The organism is Bacillus sp. FG16 (assembly GCF_057809515.1).
On the sequence record NZ_JBMDKC010000094.1, the window covers coordinates 1 to 21,455 of the forward strand.

Annotated in this window: 19 protein-coding genes and 3 pseudogenes; 5 read left to right on the plus strand and 17 right to left on the minus strand. The window is 36.5% G+C overall.

Annotated features, from left to right (window positions below; translation table 11 throughout):
• Positions 1-300 precede the first annotated feature (300 nt).
• The 9 genes from ACODS7_RS25245 to ACODS7_RS25285 all read right to left on the minus strand — a co-directional run bounded on the left by ACODS7_RS25245 (position 301) and on the right by ACODS7_RS25285 (position 8,206).
• A complete protein-coding gene (locus tag ACODS7_RS25245; protein WP_098630262.1) occupies positions 301-2,385 on the minus strand; it encodes a serine hydrolase domain-containing protein in 2,085 nt (694 codons plus the stop codon).
• A 93-nt stretch (positions 2,386-2,478) separates the two neighbouring features.
• Positions 2,479-3,645, minus strand: coding sequence for a serine hydrolase domain-containing protein (locus tag ACODS7_RS25250; protein WP_029442737.1), 1,167 nt, complete (start codon positions 3,643-3,645; stop codon positions 2,479-2,481).
• 375 nt (positions 3,646-4,020) lie between these two features.
• Positions 4,021-4,326: a monooxygenase gene (locus ACODS7_RS25255; protein ID WP_000323768.1), complete on the minus strand. Its 306-nt coding sequence runs from the start codon at positions 4,324-4,326 to the stop codon at positions 4,021-4,023.
• Between the two features lie 223 nt (positions 4,327-4,549).
• Positions 4,550-4,900 (minus strand): DoxX family protein, encoded by a 351-nt coding sequence (locus ACODS7_RS25260; RefSeq protein ID WP_098629967.1) that lies wholly within the window; start codon positions 4,898-4,900, stop codon positions 4,550-4,552.
• Positions 4,901-5,227: 327 nt separating this feature from the next.
• A complete protein-coding gene (locus ACODS7_RS25265) occupies positions 5,228-5,647 on the minus strand; it encodes a MarR family winged helix-turn-helix transcriptional regulator (protein ID WP_001048563.1) in 420 nt (139 codons plus the stop codon).
• A gap of 615 nt (positions 5,648-6,262) precedes the next feature.
• On the minus strand, positions 6,263-6,661 hold the full coding sequence (locus ACODS7_RS25270) for a DUF1259 domain-containing protein (protein WP_098629966.1): 399 nt from the start codon (positions 6,659-6,661) through the stop codon (positions 6,263-6,265).
• A gap of 327 nt (positions 6,662-6,988) precedes the next feature.
• Positions 6,989-7,150: a hypothetical protein gene (locus tag ACODS7_RS25275; RefSeq protein ID WP_043315290.1), complete on the minus strand. Its 162-nt coding sequence runs from the start codon at positions 7,148-7,150 to the stop codon at positions 6,989-6,991.
• 241 nt (positions 7,151-7,391) lie between these two features.
• Positions 7,392-7,715: a PepSY domain-containing protein gene (locus ACODS7_RS25280; RefSeq protein ID WP_000912137.1), complete on the minus strand. Its 324-nt coding sequence runs from the start codon at positions 7,713-7,715 to the stop codon at positions 7,392-7,394.
• Positions 7,716-7,735: 20 nt separating this feature from the next.
• On the minus strand, positions 7,736-8,206 hold the full coding sequence (locus tag ACODS7_RS25285; protein ID WP_029442741.1) for a hypothetical protein: 471 nt from the start codon (positions 8,204-8,206) through the stop codon (positions 7,736-7,738).
• A gap of 267 nt (positions 8,207-8,473) precedes the next feature.
• On the opposite strand from ACODS7_RS25285, the gene ACODS7_RS25290 reads away from it, so the two are divergent.
• Together ACODS7_RS25290 and ACODS7_RS25295 are read left to right on the plus strand one after the other, a co-directional pair.
• Positions 8,474-9,148, plus strand: a complete 675-nt coding sequence (locus ACODS7_RS25290; RefSeq protein ID WP_001264528.1) for a response regulator transcription factor — start codon at positions 8,474-8,476, stop codon at positions 9,146-9,148.
• Positions 9,145-10,518: a sensor histidine kinase gene (locus ACODS7_RS25295; RefSeq protein ID WP_098629965.1), complete on the plus strand. Its 1,374-nt coding sequence runs from the start codon at positions 9,145-9,147 to the stop codon at positions 10,516-10,518. The genes ACODS7_RS25290 and ACODS7_RS25295 overlap by 4 nt, the downstream gene beginning before the upstream one ends.
• Positions 10,519-10,708: 190 nt before the next feature.
• On the opposite strand, the gene ACODS7_RS25300 is transcribed toward ACODS7_RS25295, so the two are convergent.
• The 3 genes from ACODS7_RS25300 to ACODS7_RS25310 all read right to left on the minus strand — a co-directional run bounded on the left by ACODS7_RS25300 (position 10,709) and on the right by ACODS7_RS25310 (position 14,236).
• Positions 10,709-10,924: a hypothetical protein gene (locus ACODS7_RS25300; protein ID WP_001104104.1), complete on the minus strand. Its 216-nt coding sequence runs from the start codon at positions 10,922-10,924 to the stop codon at positions 10,709-10,711.
• A 346-nt stretch (positions 10,925-11,270) separates the two neighbouring features.
• Positions 11,271-12,716 carry a L,D-transpeptidase family protein gene (locus tag ACODS7_RS25305; RefSeq protein WP_141538276.1) on the minus strand — a complete coding sequence of 482 codons (1,446 nt, stop codon included), beginning with the start codon at positions 12,714-12,716 and terminating at the stop codon, positions 11,271-11,273.
• Between the two features lie 638 nt (positions 12,717-13,354).
• Positions 13,355-14,236 carry a CPBP family intramembrane glutamic endopeptidase gene (locus ACODS7_RS25310; protein ID WP_098629963.1) on the minus strand — a complete coding sequence of 294 codons (882 nt, stop codon included), beginning with the start codon at positions 14,234-14,236 and terminating at the stop codon, positions 13,355-13,357.
• A 359-nt stretch (positions 14,237-14,595) separates the two neighbouring features.
• Here ACODS7_RS25310 and ACODS7_RS25315 point away from each other — a divergent pair, with 359 nt between their 5' ends.
• From ACODS7_RS25315 to ACODS7_RS25325, 3 genes are all read left to right on the plus strand, one after another.
• Positions 14,596-15,921, plus strand: a complete 1,326-nt coding sequence (locus ACODS7_RS25315; RefSeq protein WP_098629962.1) for an erythromycin esterase family protein — start codon at positions 14,596-14,598, stop codon at positions 15,919-15,921.
• 202 nt (positions 15,922-16,123) lie between these two features.
• Complete coding sequence (locus ACODS7_RS25320) at positions 16,124-16,702, plus strand: sensor domain-containing protein (protein ID WP_029442746.1); 579 nt, start codon at positions 16,124-16,126, stop codon at positions 16,700-16,702.
• A gap of 114 nt (positions 16,703-16,816) precedes the next feature.
• Positions 16,817-18,604, plus strand: coding sequence for a helix-turn-helix transcriptional regulator (locus ACODS7_RS25325; RefSeq protein WP_029442747.1), 1,788 nt, complete (start codon positions 16,817-16,819; stop codon positions 18,602-18,604).
• Between the two features lie 310 nt (positions 18,605-18,914).
• On the opposite strand, the pseudogene ACODS7_RS25330 reads toward ACODS7_RS25325, so the two are convergent.
• The 5 genes and pseudogenes from ACODS7_RS25330 to ACODS7_RS25350 all read right to left on the minus strand — a co-directional run.
• Positions 18,915-19,095, minus strand: a pseudogene (locus ACODS7_RS25330) (hypothetical protein).
• Between the two features lie 310 nt (positions 19,096-19,405).
• Positions 19,406-20,737, minus strand: a pseudogene (locus ACODS7_RS25335) (ABC transporter ATP-binding protein).
• An 18-nt stretch (positions 20,738-20,755) separates the two neighbouring features.
• Positions 20,756-20,902: pseudogene (locus ACODS7_RS25340) on the minus strand (ATP-binding cassette domain-containing protein); the annotation flags it as partial.
• 11 nt (positions 20,903-20,913) lie between these two features.
• The gene (locus ACODS7_RS25345; RefSeq protein WP_255259072.1) at positions 20,914-21,039 is read right to left on the minus strand and encodes a hypothetical protein; all 126 of its coding nucleotides are present in this window, start codon (positions 21,037-21,039) and stop codon (positions 20,914-20,916) included.
• A gap of 206 nt (positions 21,040-21,245) precedes the next feature.
• Positions 21,246-21,455: hypothetical protein (locus ACODS7_RS25350; RefSeq protein WP_488827851.1), on the minus strand; the 210-nt coding region annotated here is incomplete at its 5' end.

Sequence of the window (21,455 nt, forward strand, 5' to 3'; positions counted from 1 at the left end):
ATAACCCTTTTGAAGGGAATTTCATTTTATTTGTTCTCTTAAGTTGATGGGCATGAGGTCGTACCCCAATTAAGAAGAAAAAGAGTAGAAATTTAATCTCTCTATGCTGTTAAAATTATTCAACTCCCAAAAAACTGTACATCTTCTAGAGATACTAATTTTCTAGTTTTGATGTTTTTATAGTGCTTGAGCGTGATATTATTCACGTTTTTTCATTGAGAATGCATAAATACAAACAAAACCAGTAATACATCTTTTCTGTGCCGTACTGGTTTTGTTTAAGATCATCTTAAATTGTAGCTAGTTCACCGAGATTGCAAATTCCGATTTCGGTGCCCCAGCGAATACGATTGTTCCGTTCTTCGGAAGTTCCACCTTGTTATTGCCACTCACAATGGTAAAGTTGACGCAAACTCCCTTCTCATCATACACCGCAAATGAACCATTTGATGGCAGCGTCACGGTCATCCTTTTGTCTGTTGCCGCTTGTGGAATTGTAAACCATTTCGCATGCCCATTTGCATCCAACGTAACTTTGGATGATTGGCCTACATCAATTGGTTTTACATTAGATTCACTTACGTATAACAATCCAGCCATCTCCATATATTCATTGCCGCCTTCTGTATAGAAATGCGTTTCCGTCGTATCACGACCATTCATCACGGGTACTTGGATCTGATGCACCGCGGTGTTCGGACCTGTAATTTTTCTGCCATCCCAATAGCCTGCTGGGCCTTCCTTGCGAGTAATTTGAGTACTAAGATGTTTCGATTGAACAAGATATTGAATAGAACTAAATTTCTCGTTTACACGATAAAACTTGACACCTTCCCTCTTTGCCCATGCAGCAGCGGTTTTCTTCGAAAGCACGTTGTCTTCTAATTTCTCAGCTAAATAGTGGGTCATCACACTTTGCCCTAAACCTGGATGAGATTTATATGCGCTCTCCTTCAAATAAGTTCTTCCATTCTTCTCGGTTACGAAGTTGAGCTTGGAAGTACCCCCCTCATTAATAAAGCTTCCATCAGCAGTATATACATATTTTTCTTCTGGATTAGATGGTAAGAATAGTTCACCGTTCTTCGTAATTTCAATTTTGAAATGAGTTTCGCTATTGCCATAAAATCCTGCTTTCTTTGCTACGCCTTGAGGCATTTTGACTTTGACCGGCTTGCCAAAGGATTTGTTCGGCTTGATGTCCTTAATAGTACCTTTTTCTTTAAGCGTAGCGAGCAGCAATTCAGTTGCCATTAGTTGATTTGTAGAGCTCCGTCCACCAGATGTCAATACAGCCGCTGCTATTTTCTGTTCCGGAAGCACGACTAATATAGCATGTTGCAGTGCCGTATCGCCGCCCTTAGCCAAAGCTTTGATCCCATATTCACTGAATGGGTATAGTTTCACACTATCCCAGCCAAGACCATAGTTAAAAATATTCTCTCCAGCCCCCGGCCACATTCCTTTTTTATATTCCTCTTGCTCCATCGCCTTGACTACCTTATCAGAGAGGATTCCTTTTCCCTGTCCCATAAATAGTTGTGAGAATCGCACCATATCTTCTGCCGTAGAAGATATGCCTCCCGTACCAATAACATTCACCGATTCAATTGGAAGTTGTCCTTGGTACGCCGGGAAATATAGTCCAGCCCGATTTTCATCCCTCCATTTGTCCTGCGGTGTTTTCGTATGATTCATCTTTAAAGGTCCTGTAAAGTTTTGATGTAGAAATTCAGTAAAACTCATACCACTAACTCTTTCCACCAAAATTTCGGCCAGCGTAAAGCCATCGTTACAGTATACCGAGAAAGCACCAGGGTCCGCCTTCAAGTTTTGATTTGACAATTGCTGTAACAAGGTATCATGGGCATAGGTATCATTATCGTTAAATAAAAATGCATTACCTAACGTAGAACCTTGCAATCCAGAGGAGTGATTCAATAACATACGCGGTGTAATACGTTTGTATCGACCGTCTTTCATCTTAAAATCAGGAACATAACGGACAACAGGAGCATCTAAATCGACTTTTCCTTCATCGACCAATTTCATTACAGCCGCTGTTGCATACATTTTACTAACTGAACCAATCCCGTATAAAGTATCTTTGGTTAGCGGCTTTTCCCCTTCCATATCGTTCTTGCCAGCCTGACCCGACAAAATAAGTTTTCCATTATCAATTAGTGAATACTGCACGCTATTCGCTTCATGAGACTTTGTAAGTAGCTCCGCCTTCTCTGCTGCAATCTTCTTCAGTTCCTGACTAGCTACTTCTCCACCAGTTACAACAGTAGTCTTACTTTCAGAAAATGCTTTCGCTCCTGTTGGTAGAATCATAGTTACCGCTAATGCAGTGGCTAACACACCAGTTAGCTTATTTTTCATCACGGAATTACCTCCTTAAATAATTGATCTTTTTCATCATTCATTTGTTTAACTATGAAACTATGATAAATTTTATCCGTTTTTACTTTTAGACTACTTGCTAAATTCAGCAAGTAAAATATTTTTAAAAGGAGGAGGACTATCAGCTATAAGGCTATTCAAATTGACGGCCAATGTATGCTTGCCTCCAAGTGTGCCCCCAGCAAAAGTTAAAAAGCCAGGAATGGTTCCTCCATGCCCCCATATCGATTCACCGTTTGAAAGCTTCATTTTGAAAATTCCAAGCCCGGAATCGCCAAGCTCATCTACTCCTGTAGGGACTGTTGTAAGCATTTGCTTTAGTTGCTGTTCTTTCAGTAATTTGCCTCCAAGTAAATAAGAAAAGAATTTGTTTAAATCATCAGCTGTAGAAATCATATCTCCGGCCGAGCTCCCCATACTTGGGTTATAATAAGTAACATCTTTTGGCTCACTTGCTCTGTCTAATTGGATATATCCACGGGCATGCTTGGTTCCTGGAATGACGCTTGAATTTCCAGGTAAGAATGTATTCGCTAATTCAAGTGGTTCAATAATTCGATTTTCAATCTCTTCCGCATAGCTGTTCCCAGTTACTTTTTCAATAAGAATTCCTAGTAATACATATCCTGTATTTGAATACGACCAGCTCTTTCCTGGAGCAAAATCTGGAGGCATGGATATTCCCATCTTTACTAATCCTTCAGCAGTATAAGATTTTTTTGTATCCATCATATTAAAATCCTTTGACCTTGTGTAATTAGCGATGCCACTTGTATGGTTCAATAATTGCCGGATAGTAATCTGTTTATCATCATATCCATTCCCTTGAATGACACCAGGCAACCATTTTTCAATAGAATCGTCTAGATTTAGGCGGTTTTCTCCTGCTAATTGAAGTACAACTGTTGCAGTGAACGTCTTTGTCACGCTGCCAATTCGAAATCGAAAATCTGTTTTCATTGGTTTCTTGGTACTTAGATCCGCTACACCAGCCGCATAACTCCATGTTTTTCCACCCTCAGAAGTTTTAGCAAGTATCCCTGGATATCCAAGTTTCAATGTATCCCGCATTGCCTCCTTGACGGAATTACGGTCTCTTTGATTGCTTGTTTGTAACGAGTTAGATACATTTTGAATGGACTCCGCTTTTACACTTGAGGTTAGAGGTGTATAAAACAGGGAACCTCCAGTTATTAAAAGAGCTAAACCTGTACATGTAATTTGACTATGCTTTTTCATCAAAATAATCCTCTCCCCTATTCATATTGTATAAATGGTTATTTGCTGTTTGGAACTAATCACACAGCTTTCTTCTTAACTCACTGCAAAAGGACGACATTGAATCTGTAATGTCTCTTTTCCTCCAAACAAGTCTTATTAATTGATTTGTTTTTTATAGAAATATATAGTATTTTTCTCCTCTCACTCTTCTTTCCATTTTCATCTTACACAAGGAAAATCTCTTTTTTCTTACCTCTTCCTTACAAATTCCTTACGTTCAAAATCACTTTTATAATTGATTGTTTTTTATGTGAGCCCCCTTACCATCAACTTAAGAATTAAAAAAAGAGGGGATTATCCCCCTCCTTTTTACGCTTGCTCCAACTGTCGAAATTATTTAATATACCCACGATTCAGTTCCGTTAACTTTTCATTGATGTTAAAAATTCTTACTCTAATATCTTTAACACCAGCTGCTTCAAGTCTGCTCTTGTGCATTTCCGCGTATTTTTCAGCATCTTGTTTTTCTTCAAATACATAAATGCCTCCAGCTTCTTTTGTTTCTTCATTCTCAGTCCATATTTTCCAGTGGAATCCTTCTTCTTCGTTAATACTATTTGCTAAATCCCAAAATCCTTTTTCCATTTCTTCACCAAAAGGACCTTCAAACGGAAAATCAACTTGTAATAAATATGCCATTTTCACTCACTCCTATTTTTAATATAAAATTCATCGGGAATTCCTTTGTATAAAAATTCTTCCCATTCTTTTACTGACCATGATTCGAATGATAGTAATGTCTAAATCCGTATTGCTATTATTATTCAAGCACTAATTGGAGAATCCCGCTATTTGTAACATAATCACAAAACGATAGTAACTTGAACGCATAAAGTGAAAGTTTAATAGTTTTCAGTTATGTTTAAAAAATGTGATACAAACTTACCCCTAAACTAAGGACAAACAAAACAAGTGCAGGTATTGCTTTCTTAAAGGGATCTCTCGCTAATACAATTAGAGTTAATGCGGCTGCAAGCATCGTACCGCCTAATAACAATCCTGCTAATAAAGCTACTGTTGGAATCCAAATTCCTATCAACATTCCAATCGCTCCTACAATCTCAAAAGCTCCAGTTAAGAAATTAAAAAACGAAGGTAAACCAAATCGTTTGAATTCATCTGCCATTTTCCCGGATATAATTTTCGTTCCTGTCATTAAAAAGAACAGAAACAACACTACTTTTACAATATTGATGAAAATTAAAATAGTAATCACACCTTTCTTATTATTTGATAAAAACTCAGTATTGTTCAGGTAGTAGTCACTACCTTTACCCTATTTCCTGAGATTACCCGTATGGAAGTCGCTTCAATTTACATTACCCTTCTCAATATTAAAGGGCCAAAAATTATATGCTATAGCATATATAATACGAAAATTTGACTGGTACTAGGCAAAAAAGTGACCCTGAATCAGATATCATACAAAATAAAGTTATCTTCCCATTCGTCTAAACAAAAATTATATGCTATAGCATATGTAATACCTAAAACAAAGTTTGTTCCTTATGAATAGCGTAGCATCAATAAGGAACAAATATTAATAGTGTGTATCATACAATTTGTTTAATAACGATTGTAATACTTTAATCTCTTCCTCACTCAAATTACTCGTAACGAAATGGTGAGCGTCTTTCACTACAGGCAAGATTGTTTTCTTTAACTCGTCACCTTTTTCAGTTAAAAAAAGGTTATGTGAACGCCTATCTTGGTCATTCAAAGCCTTCTTTACAATCCCTTTTCTCTCCATTGACTGTATCATTCTAACAACAGTAGTTTGATCTTTATCAATAGCTTCCGCCAACTCTTTTTGAGTAGTGCTCCTTTGGCTACAAAGAACACTAATAATCCCCCACTGCTCTGGCGTAACTCCATAAGGCTTTAATTTCTTCGTAAAATAGTTGGTCATTTTCACATCAGTACGGTGAACAAGATAGCCTATTAAATCATGTAAGTTCATATATCACCTCTATAAATTAAGATATAAAAGGATATAGCATACCAGTCAATCATTCACAATGAATGTATTTGTTTCACCATGTATATGCTATGGCACATATATTAAAGTAGATTATTTAAATTGTCAAATGATTTACCTATTATTTTTCAAAAACAAAATCGCCTCCTTAGATTATAGAAGGAATGACTAATTTGACGTATTTCTCCCCTGTCGTTTTATGATATTCTAATAACACTTGATAAAATATGGTATCTACAGACAGTCAAACACCTTTAAAGATACCTACCCCAGTTCTTGCTGTTACAAGATAAACAGCATATAATCAGTTAATCACCCACATTAGCAACGAAAACATAAAGAAAAGGCATTCCAAATATGAAACACCTTCTTTCGTTTTATAAAGTGAAACTTTAATCAGTGGGGGTTTTGTTCATCCCCCACTGATTATTAGTTGAACCAATCGGACTTTTACGGACAGTTGATCCCCCACCTAACTTCTTTGCTTCCGCTGAATTTTGAGGTGGGGGTCTTACTGCCCGTTAAAGCGGGATAAAACCATCCAACACGCTGAACTTTTCAATTTAATATAATCACTCGTTTAACTAAAGAAATTGATTACGTGCATAACGCTCTTCTCACTTTTCTTGCAAAATTTAGTGGATCATCAACGTCTTCGATATTAACGTAAATCAAATTTGGATCATCACATAACCACTCATTGTGTATAGACGAAATGATTATTCCTTGTTTAATAATTGTCGCCACAAATTCAGTGACTTCTTTTTGTAAGAGTGCTACTCGGCCTAGGCATAATGCCCGTCCAGTTTTATTGTCTCGTGATTCGAATGAAAAGGAAGTTGTTACTCTAAAACGTTTTCCTAAGATTGTTGCTCGTATTTCATCCCTGTTTATTGTTGCCACGCATTTTCCACCGGCGAACCCTTCTTGGCCACCGATAATTTTTGCAAACTGTTGACAAATTAATTCATCATTAAACGCCATACCTTTAATCATCCCCCCTTTTACTGTTAGGTTATGAATGAATACATAGGTCTGAAACGGTAATGAATCTAATCTATTAAAAAAAATGATGACAATCTACCGAAAGCTATTAGCTCAATTATTCTTGATTATTTAAATTAACTCGGCTATATATGTTAAGACATTTTTAAAGAGCATAAAAAAGACACCTTAAGGTGCCATTCTCCGATTTGAGAATCATATCTATGTATGGAGAAATTTAGAGAAGAGAAGCTTCTAACTATAATTTATAGAGCTCTTATGCCATTAATTACTTACATACATATTTCCTTATTTACCGGAAGAAGAATTCCAATTATATTACTTTCTGATTAGTCTCGTTAAAGCCATACCAAGAAATCCAGCGCCCATCCCTATTAGCCATCCATTGTGGGCATCACCTAACATAGACCCCACTCCTCCGCCAAGAAACATGCAGCCAACAAATACTAATCCTCCAATTCCCCAATTCGGCCGTTCCATAATTCAATCACACCCTTTCAATAAAACATATGCGATTAACTAGCTCAACTTTCTTGCATAGGATAGTTCATTATTTTACTTAGGTTTAGCACTTCAGGGCATTCAAAAGATGCGAAGCTTGAGTCATTTATATAGATTGTAGAAGTATGGAGATTTTCCACATTTTAAAATAGTAAAGTATAAACATGAAAAAACTCCTAACAAAATTTGTTAGGAGTTTTTTCAAATAAGCGATATTTATTTAATCTTCATTATTGAGTTCTATTGTACCTGTTCTAGCACTAACTTTTAAAATATTTAACAGATTATCAGGTGTCTTGATTTCCACTTCATATTCAAATTTTGATTGTGCTAAGTTGTCATCTTCTAACTCGAATTCTTTTTTCACATTAATAATTTCTCCATTTGTATGAGCTAAAGAAATTTCACGAACTTGTTTCTCTGTGTAGTTTTCATTCTTTTTTGCATAATTGTAACCCATACCATAATATCCACCAACAATAGCAATACCACTTACTAAAATAGTAATTACACTTATAATTATTTTCTTTTTATGTTTTAACATTTTCATCCACTCCTTAATGATTAATCCTCTATTCCAAATCTTGCTTCAAGTGCATTTTCTGCTTGCTCTAATTGATCTTCCAGTATATCGTGTTCTTTTTCTTGCGTTTGATATTGCTCAACAGTTATCGTTCCAGCGTGATAATCTGCTTCTAGCTGATTATCAGATAGATCTATCTTGTCATCCAATTGGTCAATTTCTTTTTTTGCTGCTAAGTACGTATTTAAGTTATCTTCTTTTGCTCCAACTGGTTTCGTGTTATTTGCCTTTTCTACAATAGATGAGACTTCGTTTTTGAAATCTTGTATTTGTTTCTTATCATTTGTAGCAGCTTGTGTTTTGTTTGGTTCTTGTTGTAGTTGAGCGACTTCTTTTTGTAATTTATCATTTTCCACTTTCAGTTGTTGTACTTCTGTATTGTTATCAACTTGAGTAGAACAAGCTGTTAAGAATAAACAGGACATTGCTCCAATCAGCATCCATTTTCCCATTCTGTTTTCCTCCCTTTACATGTGCACCTTATCCTTGCCTTTATATTACTGAACAAACATTAAAGGAAGATTAATGTACAAAAAAATAAAGTGAAGGCTTTTACAGGCAGTTAATCCCTACCTACCTCGCATTCACCGAATTTTGAGGGAGGAGTCTTACTGCCCGTTAATGCGGGATAAAATGATATAATTAACTAGTTTCTAATCTTTCTTTAATGTTTTGGAATTATAGTGATACATATTAATAAGAAGAAAAGGAGAATGTTAATGCGAGTTCTTATCGTCGAAGATGAACAAGACTTACAAAATATATTGGTGAAACGATTAAATGCAGAACATTATAGTGTCGATGCATGTGGGAATGGAGAAGATGCCCTGGATTATATAAACATGGCTACCTACGATTTGATTGTCCTTGACATTATGATTCCCGGAATAGATGGTTTACGCGTATTACAAAGATTACGCGCGGACAATAATGCAACTCCTGTCTTGCTTCTTACAGCTAAAGATACAATTGATGATCGTGTAACAGGACTCGACTTAGGTGCAGATGATTATTTAGTAAAGCCGTTTGCTTTTGATGAACTGTTAGCAAGAATTCGAGTGTTAATGCGAAGAAAAACAGGAAATACATCTAATGTATTTGAAATCGCTGACCTAGTGGTAGATTGCAATATGCATAAAGTAACACGAGGAGACCAAGTTATCACTCTTTCCAGTAAAGAATTTGCTATTTTAGAATATATGATCCGTAATAAAGAAGTTGTGCTGACACGAGATAAAATTGAGCAACATGTGTGGAATTACGACTATGAAGGTGGCTCGAATATTATTGATGTTTACGTCCGCTATCTTCGCAAAAAAATTGATAGCCAGTTTGAAACGAAGTTAATTCATACAGTACGAGGAACTGGTTACGTATTGCGAGTAGAATCATGAAAAGACTATCAATAAAAATGAGAGTGACCCTGTGGTATACGGGGCTAATTGTAATTATTATGGCACTCGTGTTAGCTTTTATTTTAACTTCTTCAGATAAAGTTTTGCTTTTTAATATGAAAGATCAATTAAAGAGCACAGTAAAAGAAAGCATGGAAGATATCGAATATAAGCATGGGCAGTTAAAGATTGACGATGATTTTGAAACCTTAGAAGATGGAGTAAATATAAGCATTTATAGTAAAGAAGGTGAGCTGTTGGTAGGACATAGTCCAACAAGCTTTAATAAAAAGATATCGCTTAAATCCGATGAAATACAAACCATTAAAGACGGCAATAAAGAATGGATAGTATATGATTTTCTCCATAATGCAGGCGGCGATGAGCAAGTCTGGGTTCGTGGAATAATGACTATGAACCAATTATCTTCAACGATGAATACGCTTATCGTGGTAACAATCATCTCATTCCCATTACTTATTCTTATTGCGGCATTCGGAGGATATTTTATTACGCAAAGGGCGTTTCGACCTGTGCAACAAATGAGTGATTCAGCCAGTAAAATTGGTGATGGTAAAGACCTTTCGAAGAGAATTAATTTACAAGGTTCACCGAAAGACGAAATGTATCATTTAGCACAAACCTTTGACAAAATGTTTGAGCGATTGGAGACATCATTTGAAAGTGAAAAACAATTTACATCTGACGCATCTCATGAATTAAGAACACCAACATCTGTTATTATTTCGCAATGCGAATACGCTTTATCGCAGAGAAATAATCCGAAAGAAATGGAAGAATCGTTAGAAGTAATTTTAAAACAATCACGTAAAATGTCCGCTCTAATCTCACAACTCTTATTATTAGCACGAGTTGACCTAGGAAACCATAATACTTTCCAATTTGAATGTATCAATATGAGTGAATTAACGGAAATCGTTGTAGAAGAGCTTTCATTAATGGTTCAAGAAGCTTCGATTGATATAACAACTCATATAGAGGAAGACCTGTTTATTAAAGCAGATCAAACATTGATGATGCGCTTATTAATGAATTTACTAACGAATGCGATTGCTTATAGTAAAGCGAGTGGAACTGTGCATATGCAACTATTCCGTGATGAAACCAACATAATAGGTAAAGTCTCCGATAATGGCATCGGCATCAGCGAGCAACATATTACTAAAATATGGGACCGCTTCTATCGAGTTGACGCAGCACGCACATCTTCAAACATTGGAAACACAGGTTTAGGATTGTCTATGGTAAAATGGATTGTCGAACTACACGGAGGAGAAATTACAGTTGAAAGTGAATTAGGAGAAGGCAGTACTTTTACATTTAAACTACCAATTGAAAAAGGAGCATAATTTATGCGCGTCTGTGCTTCAAAATAAAGATTGATTCGAAGGCTCTCTTCAATCCTTATGTAAAAATAACTGACGCATTTTAAACATCATCGATTTTATCATTTTGGACAACCTATTCTGTTAAATTAATATACATGCGAAAAAACTATCAAAATATAACCCCAGAAATCCAATGGTCTCTGGGGCTTCATTATATATTTAGCTCTTTTTGCTTTTTGTTTTGTTTATGTCTATACAGTAACTTTCGACTTATTAGAGAAATCACTAATAAGGTCAGAATTAATAAGATAAGTTGCATAAATGATAAATCAAAATATTTAGCACCTGTAACGATTAAAAGTGTAGAAATCGTGCCTTTTACAACGAAAAAAATAATAACCCATAACCCGCCTTTTTTCCAGTTCATTTTATATTACCCTTTCCTACGTTTAAATTCTTAAAATATTTAATGATAATTCGTAAATGTGACAACTTAATAGAAATCTATTATATTAACAAAAAATTCATGTCTAATTAAATGCGACGATTCTATATTAAGTGAAAATGATATTCATTGTCAATTTTATTGACTATTTGAATACTTATTCTTAATCTCTTTCTACTTTGTTTCTTATAAGCAATACACTTTTGTATTCAAACAAAAACACCTCCATTACATTTGCACACTTAGTATGCGAATGCAAGAGGTGTTTTTTCATATACCATCAGGTAAGATTTCCTGCTTTGTTTATTTCTAGATACGTAGCTATTTTTTAGTACACAATTACTGGATCATACGTGTTCAAACTATCATATACAGTTTTTGCAACATTAGGAAGAAGGTTCACACACCCACCTGATCCTCCTGTTAAATACGCATTATTTCCCCAGTCTTTTCGCCAGCCGGCATCGTGGAATCCTTGACCGCTATTGGTGAATGGAACCCAGTAATCTACTTTAACCGCATAATCAGCTTTCCCTACTGCGCTACCTCTTAGCGTGTATGGTGTTCGTTTGTATAGGACGTACCACACACCTGGTGATGTATCTTCACCCGTGCTATGTTTACCCGTTACTACATTTGTTGTAACGACTAATTTTCCATCTTTGTAAATCCAAATTTGTTGCTCTGCAATTGAAACTTCTGCATACGTGTCTCCGATGCCATTATTCGATGTTGTTTTATAACCGATACCTTCCTTCTCCCAACCATTTCCGTGAATATTAGAAGCAGAAAGCGACTTTTCGCCTTTCTCAAAGGCTTGTTGAACTTGTTTAGTTTCTTTTTCAACATCTAGTGCCCAGCCGTATCCTTGTCCTTTTACTGATATGACTGAACCGGAATGCGTTTTAAATGAGAAATCTTTATTTAATGTTGATTTGGCATTATTAATTTCTGTAATTTTCTTCTTAATGTCACTCGCATCAATTGTAACTTTCATATCCTTTGACATAGAGGCATTTTGAATTAAATCTTTCGCTTTTAAAGGATAAACTTCATCCTGCACTTTATACTCAACAGACTGCCCAAGAAGATTCTGTAGTGCTTTCTCCTCTTTTTTGACAATCGGATCGTCTTCTTTAATAGGTTTTATGTATGCAGACTTCAGATGAATTTCGCTTTTATATTTTTGCTTATCGTAATCTTTCAGTAGACTAGTAACGTCATACTGTTTTCCCTCAACACTTTTCGAAATAACAATTTTTCCTTGTTCTAGCTTCGCCATAGCATCTTGAGGCGCTTTTAATTTTTCATTCATAGAGATGAGCGTTTCTTCTACAAGTTTTTTCATCGTTTCACTACGATACTGATCTGCCTTCTCTGGTAGTAATGAATAATTTTCTCCCTTTGAGGAAGGGAAAAATGTCCACTGACTTTTTAATAGTTTCTTAACTTGAGGCAAATCTTTTTCCGTAAGTTCCGTTTTTGTATCTTTTTCATCTAAAATTTGTTGTTGATCAACATAGACTTTGTTTGCTAGTCCAGATGTCTTTAATTTCTGTATTGCCTGATCAGCGCTCAGACCACCAACTTTTGTGTCATTAATTGTAACATTCGAATTGAAGTGAGTTGCCTGATAATAACTCATTCCCCCAATAAGAAGTGCAATTACACCAATACCCGCTGCGATAAACTTCCAATTTGTATAACGTTTTTTTGATCTTACTCGTTTTTGATCAATTTCTTCAACTGATTCATTTGTTGTATTGTTGTTCATCAATCTTTCCCCCGTATGCATTAACGTCAAACGATTTTCAACTAAAATCATAGACTAGTGTACCTTATTTTTCCTAAAATTTCATTATTTCCGACCACATTTTATCGCAATTTAATAATTAAATTTAGATTTTTTAATAGTACGATGCATTGAACAGCCCTTTACAAGTCATAAAGTGAAACTTAAATCAACCGTCACACCAAGAGATTTAGCTTAATATTCTAGGGGGAAATTTTTCTCTTTACGTAAAATACGAATTATATTATCCATTTTTATGAACATCAACCCCTAATTTTGTCAAAAAAATAAACGATAGTCCTTCTACATTTTTGATAAAAGGACTATCATTTTTTCAGTTAGAGTATTTGTATAATCGTTTAACTTTTTATTTCCTGAAGGTCAAACTTGATGAAGATGATGAAATTTCATCTCATAGCCTTTAAATGAAAACATTATGTTTTTTTATGGCAACCAAGTTTATTTTTATAAATTAAACCCTTAGCTTGATGTCCCCCATATATCCAGCAGCCTAAGATTAAGTAAGAGTCCGTTCAATTAGATTTTTTCTAATATTTTTAGAAGCATCTTATTTCAGCCTCGTCATATTACACTAATGGAATTTAAAACACATCCGTATGCTATTTAGTAGAATTTACGATTCGAGACATAATTATTGCAGTAGCCAAGATAATAATAGCGGTTATCAAGCCAGATTCTCCAATCCAAATCTCAGTTTGATACCCTGTACTTGCACGTGTAAAAGGTCCTTGAATAATGGCATTCCAAGTAGCATGGATGATAACCGAAGGCCAAATGCTACCTGTGATAAGTCGTAAATAAGCTATAATATAACCGAATGGTACAATACAAAGATAGATACCAAGTACTGAAAGAACGACAGATGGTCCCGCTACATATAGACCAGCAATAACTATTGGAACATGCCACGTTGCCCAAATCAATCCACTAATTAGGATGGGCCGTGAAAACTCTGCATCGACTAGCCTTGTGAGCATATAACCTCGCCAACCCATTTCTTCTCCCAAAACTGGGATTAAGTTAAGCAAACTTCCGAAAATACCGCTCAATACTACTAGATAAATGAAGCTGAATGGTGCCGTTACATACTGAAGCCCAAGCATATTGTAGATCGGTTCTAACATCATACCACCTTCGGGATACTGAAATCCTGCAATTCCACTCAACCAGGCGATAGAATAAGTAATTCCACAAATAATCATAGGGATTAGCAGAGCAAAACCGATCCCCTTCCATATCTTTAAGTTATCGAGACTAAAAGATACATCTTTAAACCCTTCTTTCAGTATTATGCGAGTCAAAATAGAAGATAATGCTGGGGTAAACATATATACCACAATAAGCGCCCTACTTTCCGTAATTATTACTCCTACATTTAAAATAATAGAAGTAATGATTAAGATACTTAGAAAGAGTTGAAGTCCTATTTTAGCACGTTGGATTTTATCTTTATTATGGAGCGATTTTGCGTGTAATATCATTGTAATCCGCCCTTCCCCTTTCATTCACTTGTTTATCGAATTTACTTCTTCTCATTTCCACAGACACAACTTAGAATAAAAATATTTTGGCATACAGATTCATTCATCTTTAAAATCCCTCCCAAATTTATAATCTAGTCTTACTTGCGACTCATCAATGTAATTATTATTTATAAATTGTCATAGCCGATAGTACAAAAGTGTAATGATTAGTCTATGACCTGTGTCAATTAACCTTATGACAATATGTAACTAGAAAATATGATATGGGATAGATAACAATTGAATTAAGGCAATTGATTCGTGCAAGTACATGAATCAACCTTGCTTTTACAAATAATTCAATTGAGGTGGAAAAAATGAATAAGAAAAGCATAATTGCAATGGTTAGTACAGCTTTATTAGTCACAGGATGCGCGGAAGTAGGAAACGCTCAAACAGTAGCAGTCGAAAATTCAGGTCAATCAATCCAGAAAAATATAGTTAAATCCATACAATCACAGGCTTACCCATTAAAAACGATAGAGCCGTCAAAATCATTTGAGGATTTAAAACCACTTAAGAAAATGATTGGGAGCGCACAATATGTAGGATTAGGAGAGAATACTCATGGAAGCTCTGAAATTTTCACTATGAAGTTTCGCCTTGTGAAATATTTGGTTACTGAGATGGGTTTTACAAACTTCACAATGGAAGAAGATTGGGGAAACGGCTTAAAACTAAATGAATATATCCAAACAGGAAAAGGAAACCCTAGAGAATTTTTAAACTTGTTATATCCTACTGATGAAATTATAGCCATGATTGACTGGATGAAAGATTATAATGCTAATCCATCCAATAAAAAAAAGATCCAATTTATTGGGCTCGACTTAAAGGAGTTGGACCAAGGTTGCTTTAATAAAGTAATTGATTATGTAAGGCTACATCGACCAGATTCGCTGGCAGAAGTAGAAGAAAATTATAAAGAATTGTCGGCTTTTAATGGCAGTGTAAAGGAATATATGGACCTTGCTCCTGAAATAAAAGAAAAGTTCAAAGCAAACGCTGCGAGAGTAGCCCAATTACTAAAAGATGAGAATGGGCAAGCCAAAACAGAATTAGTTTCACCTGAGTACATCTGGGCGAAAGCAACGGCAAGTGTAATAGAGAAATATACCACAATGCTAATTCCTAACGACTATCCAAGTGTGTTAAAGCTACATGAGCAATATTTGGCCGATCATGTAATGTGGGCACAAGAGACATTGGGTGGTAAAACGATGGTATGGGGACACAATATTCATATAGCTAAAGGAATTTTCGATGAGGAATTATACCCTTATGTTGCGGGGCAGAATTTGAAGGAACGTTTAGACAATAATTATGTCACAATTGGCAGTACAACTACGGAGGGGAATTTCACCTTATACAACGACACCGGAGATAAGATTATAACAAATCCGATTCCACAAGATGTAAATAGTTTCAATTATACCCTTGGAAAAGTACCATATAAAATGTTTTTATTGGATAACCGTCACCTTAAAGGACCGGCAGAAAAATGGGTTAAAGCAAAAAGACCCTTACTAAGTATAGGGGCACGACTCTTACCGAACCAATTGGCATACTTTGATACGTCATTGCTTGAGCAATTTGATATTATGTTTCATATTCGAAAAACAAGTCCATCTCATATTAAATAAAAGTATAAAACAATCCCGTTCTTGCAGATGCAAGAACGGGATTGTTTTATGGTGATTGATATAAGCATCATTTTTAACCAGAAGTAGGTTACTCTCCCCTTTTTAGCATCATTTAGAAATGTCATATGACATTTTTACACTAGTGAGAATGACAAAAAAAGCAGTACAATTCGGTTATTACATAGATAGGAGCGAAAACTTTATGAAATCAAGATTCATCCAGAATGGTTATTTTTTATTACTAACTTTCGTTACAGGATTGTTTTATTTTTGTTTTTATCTAATAGCTCTGCTATTCAGTTTCACCCTTTCATTTACGGTAATTGGGATTCCACTAGTTATACGCGTACTACAGACTACGACACCTTTTATCCAATTCGAGCGCATACAGACGAAAATTTATACAGATATTTCGACCGACACTTATGATAGAAGTATAAAAATGGATACATCAAACTGGGCTCAGGTGAAATTAGTGCTTACAGATCGTCGTACTTGGTCTGCTATCTTTTGGTTAATGCAGAAATTAGTGATTGGCATTTTCAGTCTCATTAGCGCAATCATTTTTTATGTAATGCCACTTATGTTGCTATTGGCACCACTACTGTATCAATACATCGAAATGAATATTATATTTATACAGATAGATACCTTTACTAAGTCACTCTTTGTAATGTTTATGGGTATAGTATTTACCGCCATAAGTATTAGAATAGTAGATCGTTTGACAAAGAAAATCGGTGGCTATACACGTAGCATGATCCGGCAACTAAATCAATAGAAGTTTGCCTTCTGTGAGAGAATTGCAGTGTAAAATTAAAAAGGATAACAATGTATCAAGGATTAATTTATAATATAGGAAGTAAAAAGGTAGGCTACTTAGGGGGTAAATGACTTGTTAGATATGGTTAAGTATTGGTTTTGGTACGATTGGATTATGTTAGGAGTCCGTATACTTGTTAGTGTCTCTATCGCCATAACCACATTCGATTTTCAGGATAGTTTAACATTGCCAATTTGGATTATTATTCTTTGGGAAATTATTGCCTTCTCTGTTCCATGGGTAGCCTTACTATTCAATTATAAATATTATTTGTTCACAGAAATACTGCTATATGGTGGACTGTGTATATATTTAACTTCTTTATTTCCGGGAGCTAACGTTACATTTCTTATATCGGTTTTTCTGATTGCTGCGAATAGTCAGCATTTGTCCTATTATTGGACAGCTCCAACAACAGTTTTTATAACAACTGGAATTTTCTATGCGGTTGCGCCAAGTAATAGCTATTGGATTATGGTTACCAACTATGGACTTGCTTATGTAATGGGCTTCGCTTTCCATTTATTAATCGTCAATCATAAGCAAAATGAAGCGATTCGTAAACAAAACGCGGTACTTGAGCAATATATGTCTCAGATTGAACGCATTACACTGGCAGAAGAACGGAACAGACTGTCGAGTGAGCTTCATGATACAGTTGGTCACGCTTATACTTCTATTATTATGGGGATGGAAACGTTGCGTACCGAAATTGCTACTGAAATGGGTATACAGAGGCTAGATTCTCTGCTTGAAATGGGACGTAAAAGCATCGAGGATGTGAGAGGTTACTTACATCAAATGGAGTCTCCGTGTCAATCGCCTTCCTTGATTCAATCTCTACAAAATCTTGGAGTCGAATTTCAGGAGCACGCTCAGGTAAATGTAAGTTTTAGGACATTCGGAGAGGAATATCAACTGTCTCGGCAAGCGAAGATCGCATTCATTCGTTGTTTACAAGAGTCCCTTACGAATGCAGTACGTCATGGTCAGGGAACTGAAATTATAGTTTCATTGCAGTTTGAACAACAGTATACGAGGTTAGAAGTTCAAGATAATGGAAAAGGAAATGTAGAATGGCAGGAAGGCTTCGGTATGAATGCGATGAAAGAACGGGCAATGAATTTGCAAGGTCATTTGTCTGTATATACAAAGCCAGAGGAAGGAATGCTTGTTACATGTACCATACCGCGACAAACTGAAATAAAAGATGGACTTATTCGTTTGTTAATTGTAGACGATCAACCATTTGTTCGGGAAAGTTTGAGGACACTACTCGATAGATGTGAAGATTTAAATGTAGTCGGTTTAGCTGAGGATGGCAATCAAGCCATCGATTTGTGTGGGCGCCTTCAACCCCATGTTATACTTATGGATTTAGATATGCAGCACATGGATGGAGTTGAAGCAACCAAAAAGATTAAGCAACAATGGCCACATATCCGCGTGTTGATTTTCACAACTTTTCAGGATACCGAACAGGCGTTGGAATCACTTCGCAACGGTGCGGATGGTTTTTTACTTAAATCTATTGAAACGTTGGAGCTAGCTAATACGATCCGACTTATTCACAAAGGTGGGACACTAATTGATCAGGAAATGTCTCACAAAATATTTGAGAAGTTTGATGAGCAAAAAGAGACACCACAATCAAAAGCAACCGCTTTCGAACTAACAGCTAGGGAGATAGAAATATTGCAGCTAGTAGCAAAAGGACTTCGATACACTACCATAGCATCAAGATTATATTTATCGAGTGGTACGGTCAGAAATTATGCTTCTACAGCTTATACAAAGTTAGGAGTCCGTAACAAAGAAGAAGCTGTTCAAAAAGCTCTAGAAATTGGAATTATTGAATAAGAAAAATGTTTTTTTGTTTCTTTACAGCAAAGTAAACTGTAGTTACAAGATGCAAATTTTCTCCTAAATTTAATCCTCTTTCTATTTACAATATATTGAACTATCCCCACTTTCACTTCGTTTAGAAGTGAAAGTGGGGATTCCTAATCAATTAGAGTTCTATCGAACTCTAATTGATTAGGCTAACCCCGCAGTCCTTGCGGTTAGACGCCTTATTCCTTCATTCTTTATAATGATAAAATAAAATAGGCGAAATGCTGGACACATCCCGTCTCATAACTGCTACTGTCAAGGTGGTTGTTATTATGCATTATCTTTTTCTTTTAGACCCACGCTTGTACTTTGGTCGGTGAAGCGCGGGTTTTTTGTTATCTTTTTTGCATTTGCTATCTTAATATGTAGGCTGAAAGCTCACGCACAACTGCTCCGGCAATTTCTTTTAAAAGTTCAAACAATAATTCCTTGTTATATCGCCTCCTTTTCTTCCGAATGGATAGAAGGGAGAATTATTTATAGGGAGAAATAATAAGTTAAAAAAAGCAATAGGTGTTTTTACTGAAACGCATTGATTACTCTTATTATTCATTACAGCAAAGTTTATTCAACTGAATATATTATGTTTTTTTATAAAATAATACAAACCCTGATACAATATGACTACACTGTATCAGAGTTAATTTTTAATGTTGCACCATCTTCTAATACATATGATAAATATAGTATAAAATGATGGAGATTATTTAGGCCAAGACCCGGTCCACGCATCGTGAGCACTTTCGGAATAATGTTACAAATAGTCTACTAACCATTCACAGCCGCGAATTGGCTGTTATACAGATTGGCGTAGTACCCACCCTGCTCCAGCAGCTGCTCATGACTCCCGCTTTCGACGACATCCCCGTCCTTCATGTAGAGGATCATATCTGCCTCACGGATCGTCGACAAACGGTGAGCGATAACGAAACTCATTCTGCCTTCCATCATCTTCAGGAACGCCGCCTGGATACGAATCTCCGTCAGCGTATCAATGCTGCTCGTCGCTTCGTCGAGAATTAGCATAGGCGGATCAACCAGCATAACCCGAGCGATTGTCAAGAGCTGTTTCTGTCCCTGGGACAGGCTGTCGCCGGAGCCGTTGATTACTGTATTATAGCCCTTCGGCAGCCGCCTGATGAAGCTGTGGGCGTTAGCTGCCTTAGCGGCTGCTATAACCTCATCCTAGCTAGCATTCGGTTTCCCATAGGCGATATTGTCATGGATTGTCCCACCAAACAGCCAAGTATCCTGTAGCACCATCCCAAAAGTATGGCGTAAGCTATCACGGGCCATATCGTTAATATTAATACCATCTATCGCAATCTCACCGGCATCAATATCATAGAATCGCATTAACAGATTCACTAATGTTGTCTTGCTAGCACCCGTCTGTCCCACGATTGCGACACGTGTTCCTGGTTCAACAACTAGGTTCAAATCGGTAATAAGGGGACGGTCAGGCTGGTAAGCGAACTTCACATGATGGAATGTAATCGTCCCCTGCTTAGCTGGGATATGAACTGCATCTTCAGCCTCCGGTGACTCCGCCGATTCATCAAGTACCTGAAAGATACGTTACGCCGAGGCCGTAGCTGATTGCAACTGTGTAATTACTCCGGTAATCTCGTTGAACGGTTTAGCGAACAGATTGGCATAAATCAGGAAACTCGATAATCCCCCGACCGATATTCTAGACATAATGACCATAATACTCCCAATTAAGGCGATGATTGAGAAGGTAACATTGTTCACCAAACGGGTGGATGGATTCGACAGAGAGCTGACGAATTGTGATTTTACCCCTGTGTGATACAATTTATCATTTCGCGCTGTAAACTCCGCAAAAGAGTGATCTTCATAACGGAAGGCCTGAACAACCTTCTGCCCGCCGATCATCTCCTCGACATAGCCATTCAGTCCACCCAATATGCGGGCCTGATCACGAAATAGCTGCTGGGAGCGCATCGTGATGAACCGCGCTACGAAGAAAGTCACTGGTGCAGATAACAGCACGACGACGGTCATGAGCGGATTCGTATACAACATGAGCGCAATCGTCCCTGTGAAGAGCAGTGCCTTCTGCGGAACGATTCCGATCTCACCGCGTAACTCATGTAGACTATAATTCCTTACATCAATTCCATTGACGAGTATTTGTCCAGAGGTAGCGTCATAAAATCTCGGAATCAAGTTCACAAATGTAGATTTGCCTGAACCAGTACCACCGATAATTCCCACAGTCTCGCCACGTTTTATCTCCACCGATATATCTGTCAGTGCCGGTTCACTCGTTGTACAAAACCAACATCTCTAGCAAGATCCCGTAAGGTATTTGGAGATAAAAAACTTTGAATCTCTTGAGCAAATAGTTGTAATTCGTCAGACACAGAAACAGACATAAAAAACGCCATCCTTTCCTATGATTCTACAGAAAGAATAGCGCATTTTTCATTTAAAAGGTACTATATAAAGAGACTTCACCCTTTCGACTTATAATGTACTTCAACGACTACTAGCTACTTCCTAAACGTTGTTCCTCATTTACTAATCTATTTATGCTTTTTTTAAATTTGCAAAAGGACCAACAATATCTTCATATTACTTATTAACCATTATTGGCTGGATACTCTCCTGAACTCCCATCATTACTTGGTTGCATTGGCGTTCCATGGCCATCCCCATTGTTTGGCAGTGTTGTATTTCCTTCGCCACTACCATCGTTTAGCGGCTTTGTATTTCCTTCGCCACTACCACTGTTTGGCGGCTTTGTATTTCCTTCGCCACTACCACTGTTTGGCGGCTTTGTATTTCCTTC

Bases quoted from the DNA above. Each gene is read 5' to 3' on its own strand.
- ACODS7_RS25245 (WP_098630262.1), bottom strand. From the start codon at position 2,385: ATGAAAAATAAGCTAACTGGTGTGTTAGCCACTGCATTAGCGGTAACT.
- ACODS7_RS25250 (WP_029442737.1), bottom strand. From the start codon at position 3,645: ATGAAAAAGCATAGTCAAATTACATGTACAGGTTTAGCTCTTTTAATA.
- ACODS7_RS25255 (WP_000323768.1), bottom strand. From the start codon at position 4,326: ATGGCATATTTATTACAAGTTGATTTTCCGTTTGAAGGTCCTTTTGGT.
- ACODS7_RS25265 (WP_001048563.1), bottom strand. From the start codon at position 5,647: ATGAACTTACATGATTTAATAGGCTATCTTGTTCACCGTACTGATGTG.
- ACODS7_RS25270 (WP_098629966.1), bottom strand. From the start codon at position 6,661: ATGATTAAAGGTATGGCGTTTAATGATGAATTAATTTGTCAACAGTTT.
- ACODS7_RS25275 (WP_043315290.1), bottom strand. From the start codon at position 7,150: ATGGAACGGCCGAATTGGGGAATTGGAGGATTAGTATTTGTTGGCTGC.
- ACODS7_RS25280 (WP_000912137.1), bottom strand. From the start codon at position 7,715: ATGTTAAAACATAAAAAGAAAATAATTATAAGTGTAATTACTATTTTA.
- ACODS7_RS25285 (WP_029442741.1), bottom strand. From the start codon at position 8,206: ATGGGAAAATGGATGCTGATTGGAGCAATGTCCTGTTTATTCTTAACA.
- ACODS7_RS25290 (WP_001264528.1), top strand. From the start codon at position 8,474: ATGCGAGTTCTTATCGTCGAAGATGAACAAGACTTACAAAATATATTG.
- ACODS7_RS25295 (WP_098629965.1), top strand. From the start codon at position 9,145: ATGAAAAGACTATCAATAAAAATGAGAGTGACCCTGTGGTATACGGGG.
- ACODS7_RS25300 (WP_001104104.1), bottom strand. From the start codon at position 10,924: ATGAACTGGAAAAAAGGCGGGTTATGGGTTATTATTTTTTTCGTTGTA.
- ACODS7_RS25305 (WP_141538276.1), bottom strand. From the start codon at position 12,716: ATGAACAACAATACAACAAATGAATCAGTTGAAGAAATTGATCAAAAA.
- ACODS7_RS25310 (WP_098629963.1), bottom strand. From the start codon at position 14,236: ATGATATTACACGCAAAATCGCTCCATAATAAAGATAAAATCCAACGT.
- ACODS7_RS25315 (WP_098629962.1), top strand. From the start codon at position 14,596: ATGAATAAGAAAAGCATAATTGCAATGGTTAGTACAGCTTTATTAGTC.
- ACODS7_RS25320 (WP_029442746.1), top strand. From the start codon at position 16,124: ATGAAATCAAGATTCATCCAGAATGGTTATTTTTTATTACTAACTTTC.
- ACODS7_RS25345 (WP_255259072.1), bottom strand. From the start codon at position 21,039: ATGTCTGTTTCTGTGTCTGACGAATTACAACTATTTGCTCAAGAGATT.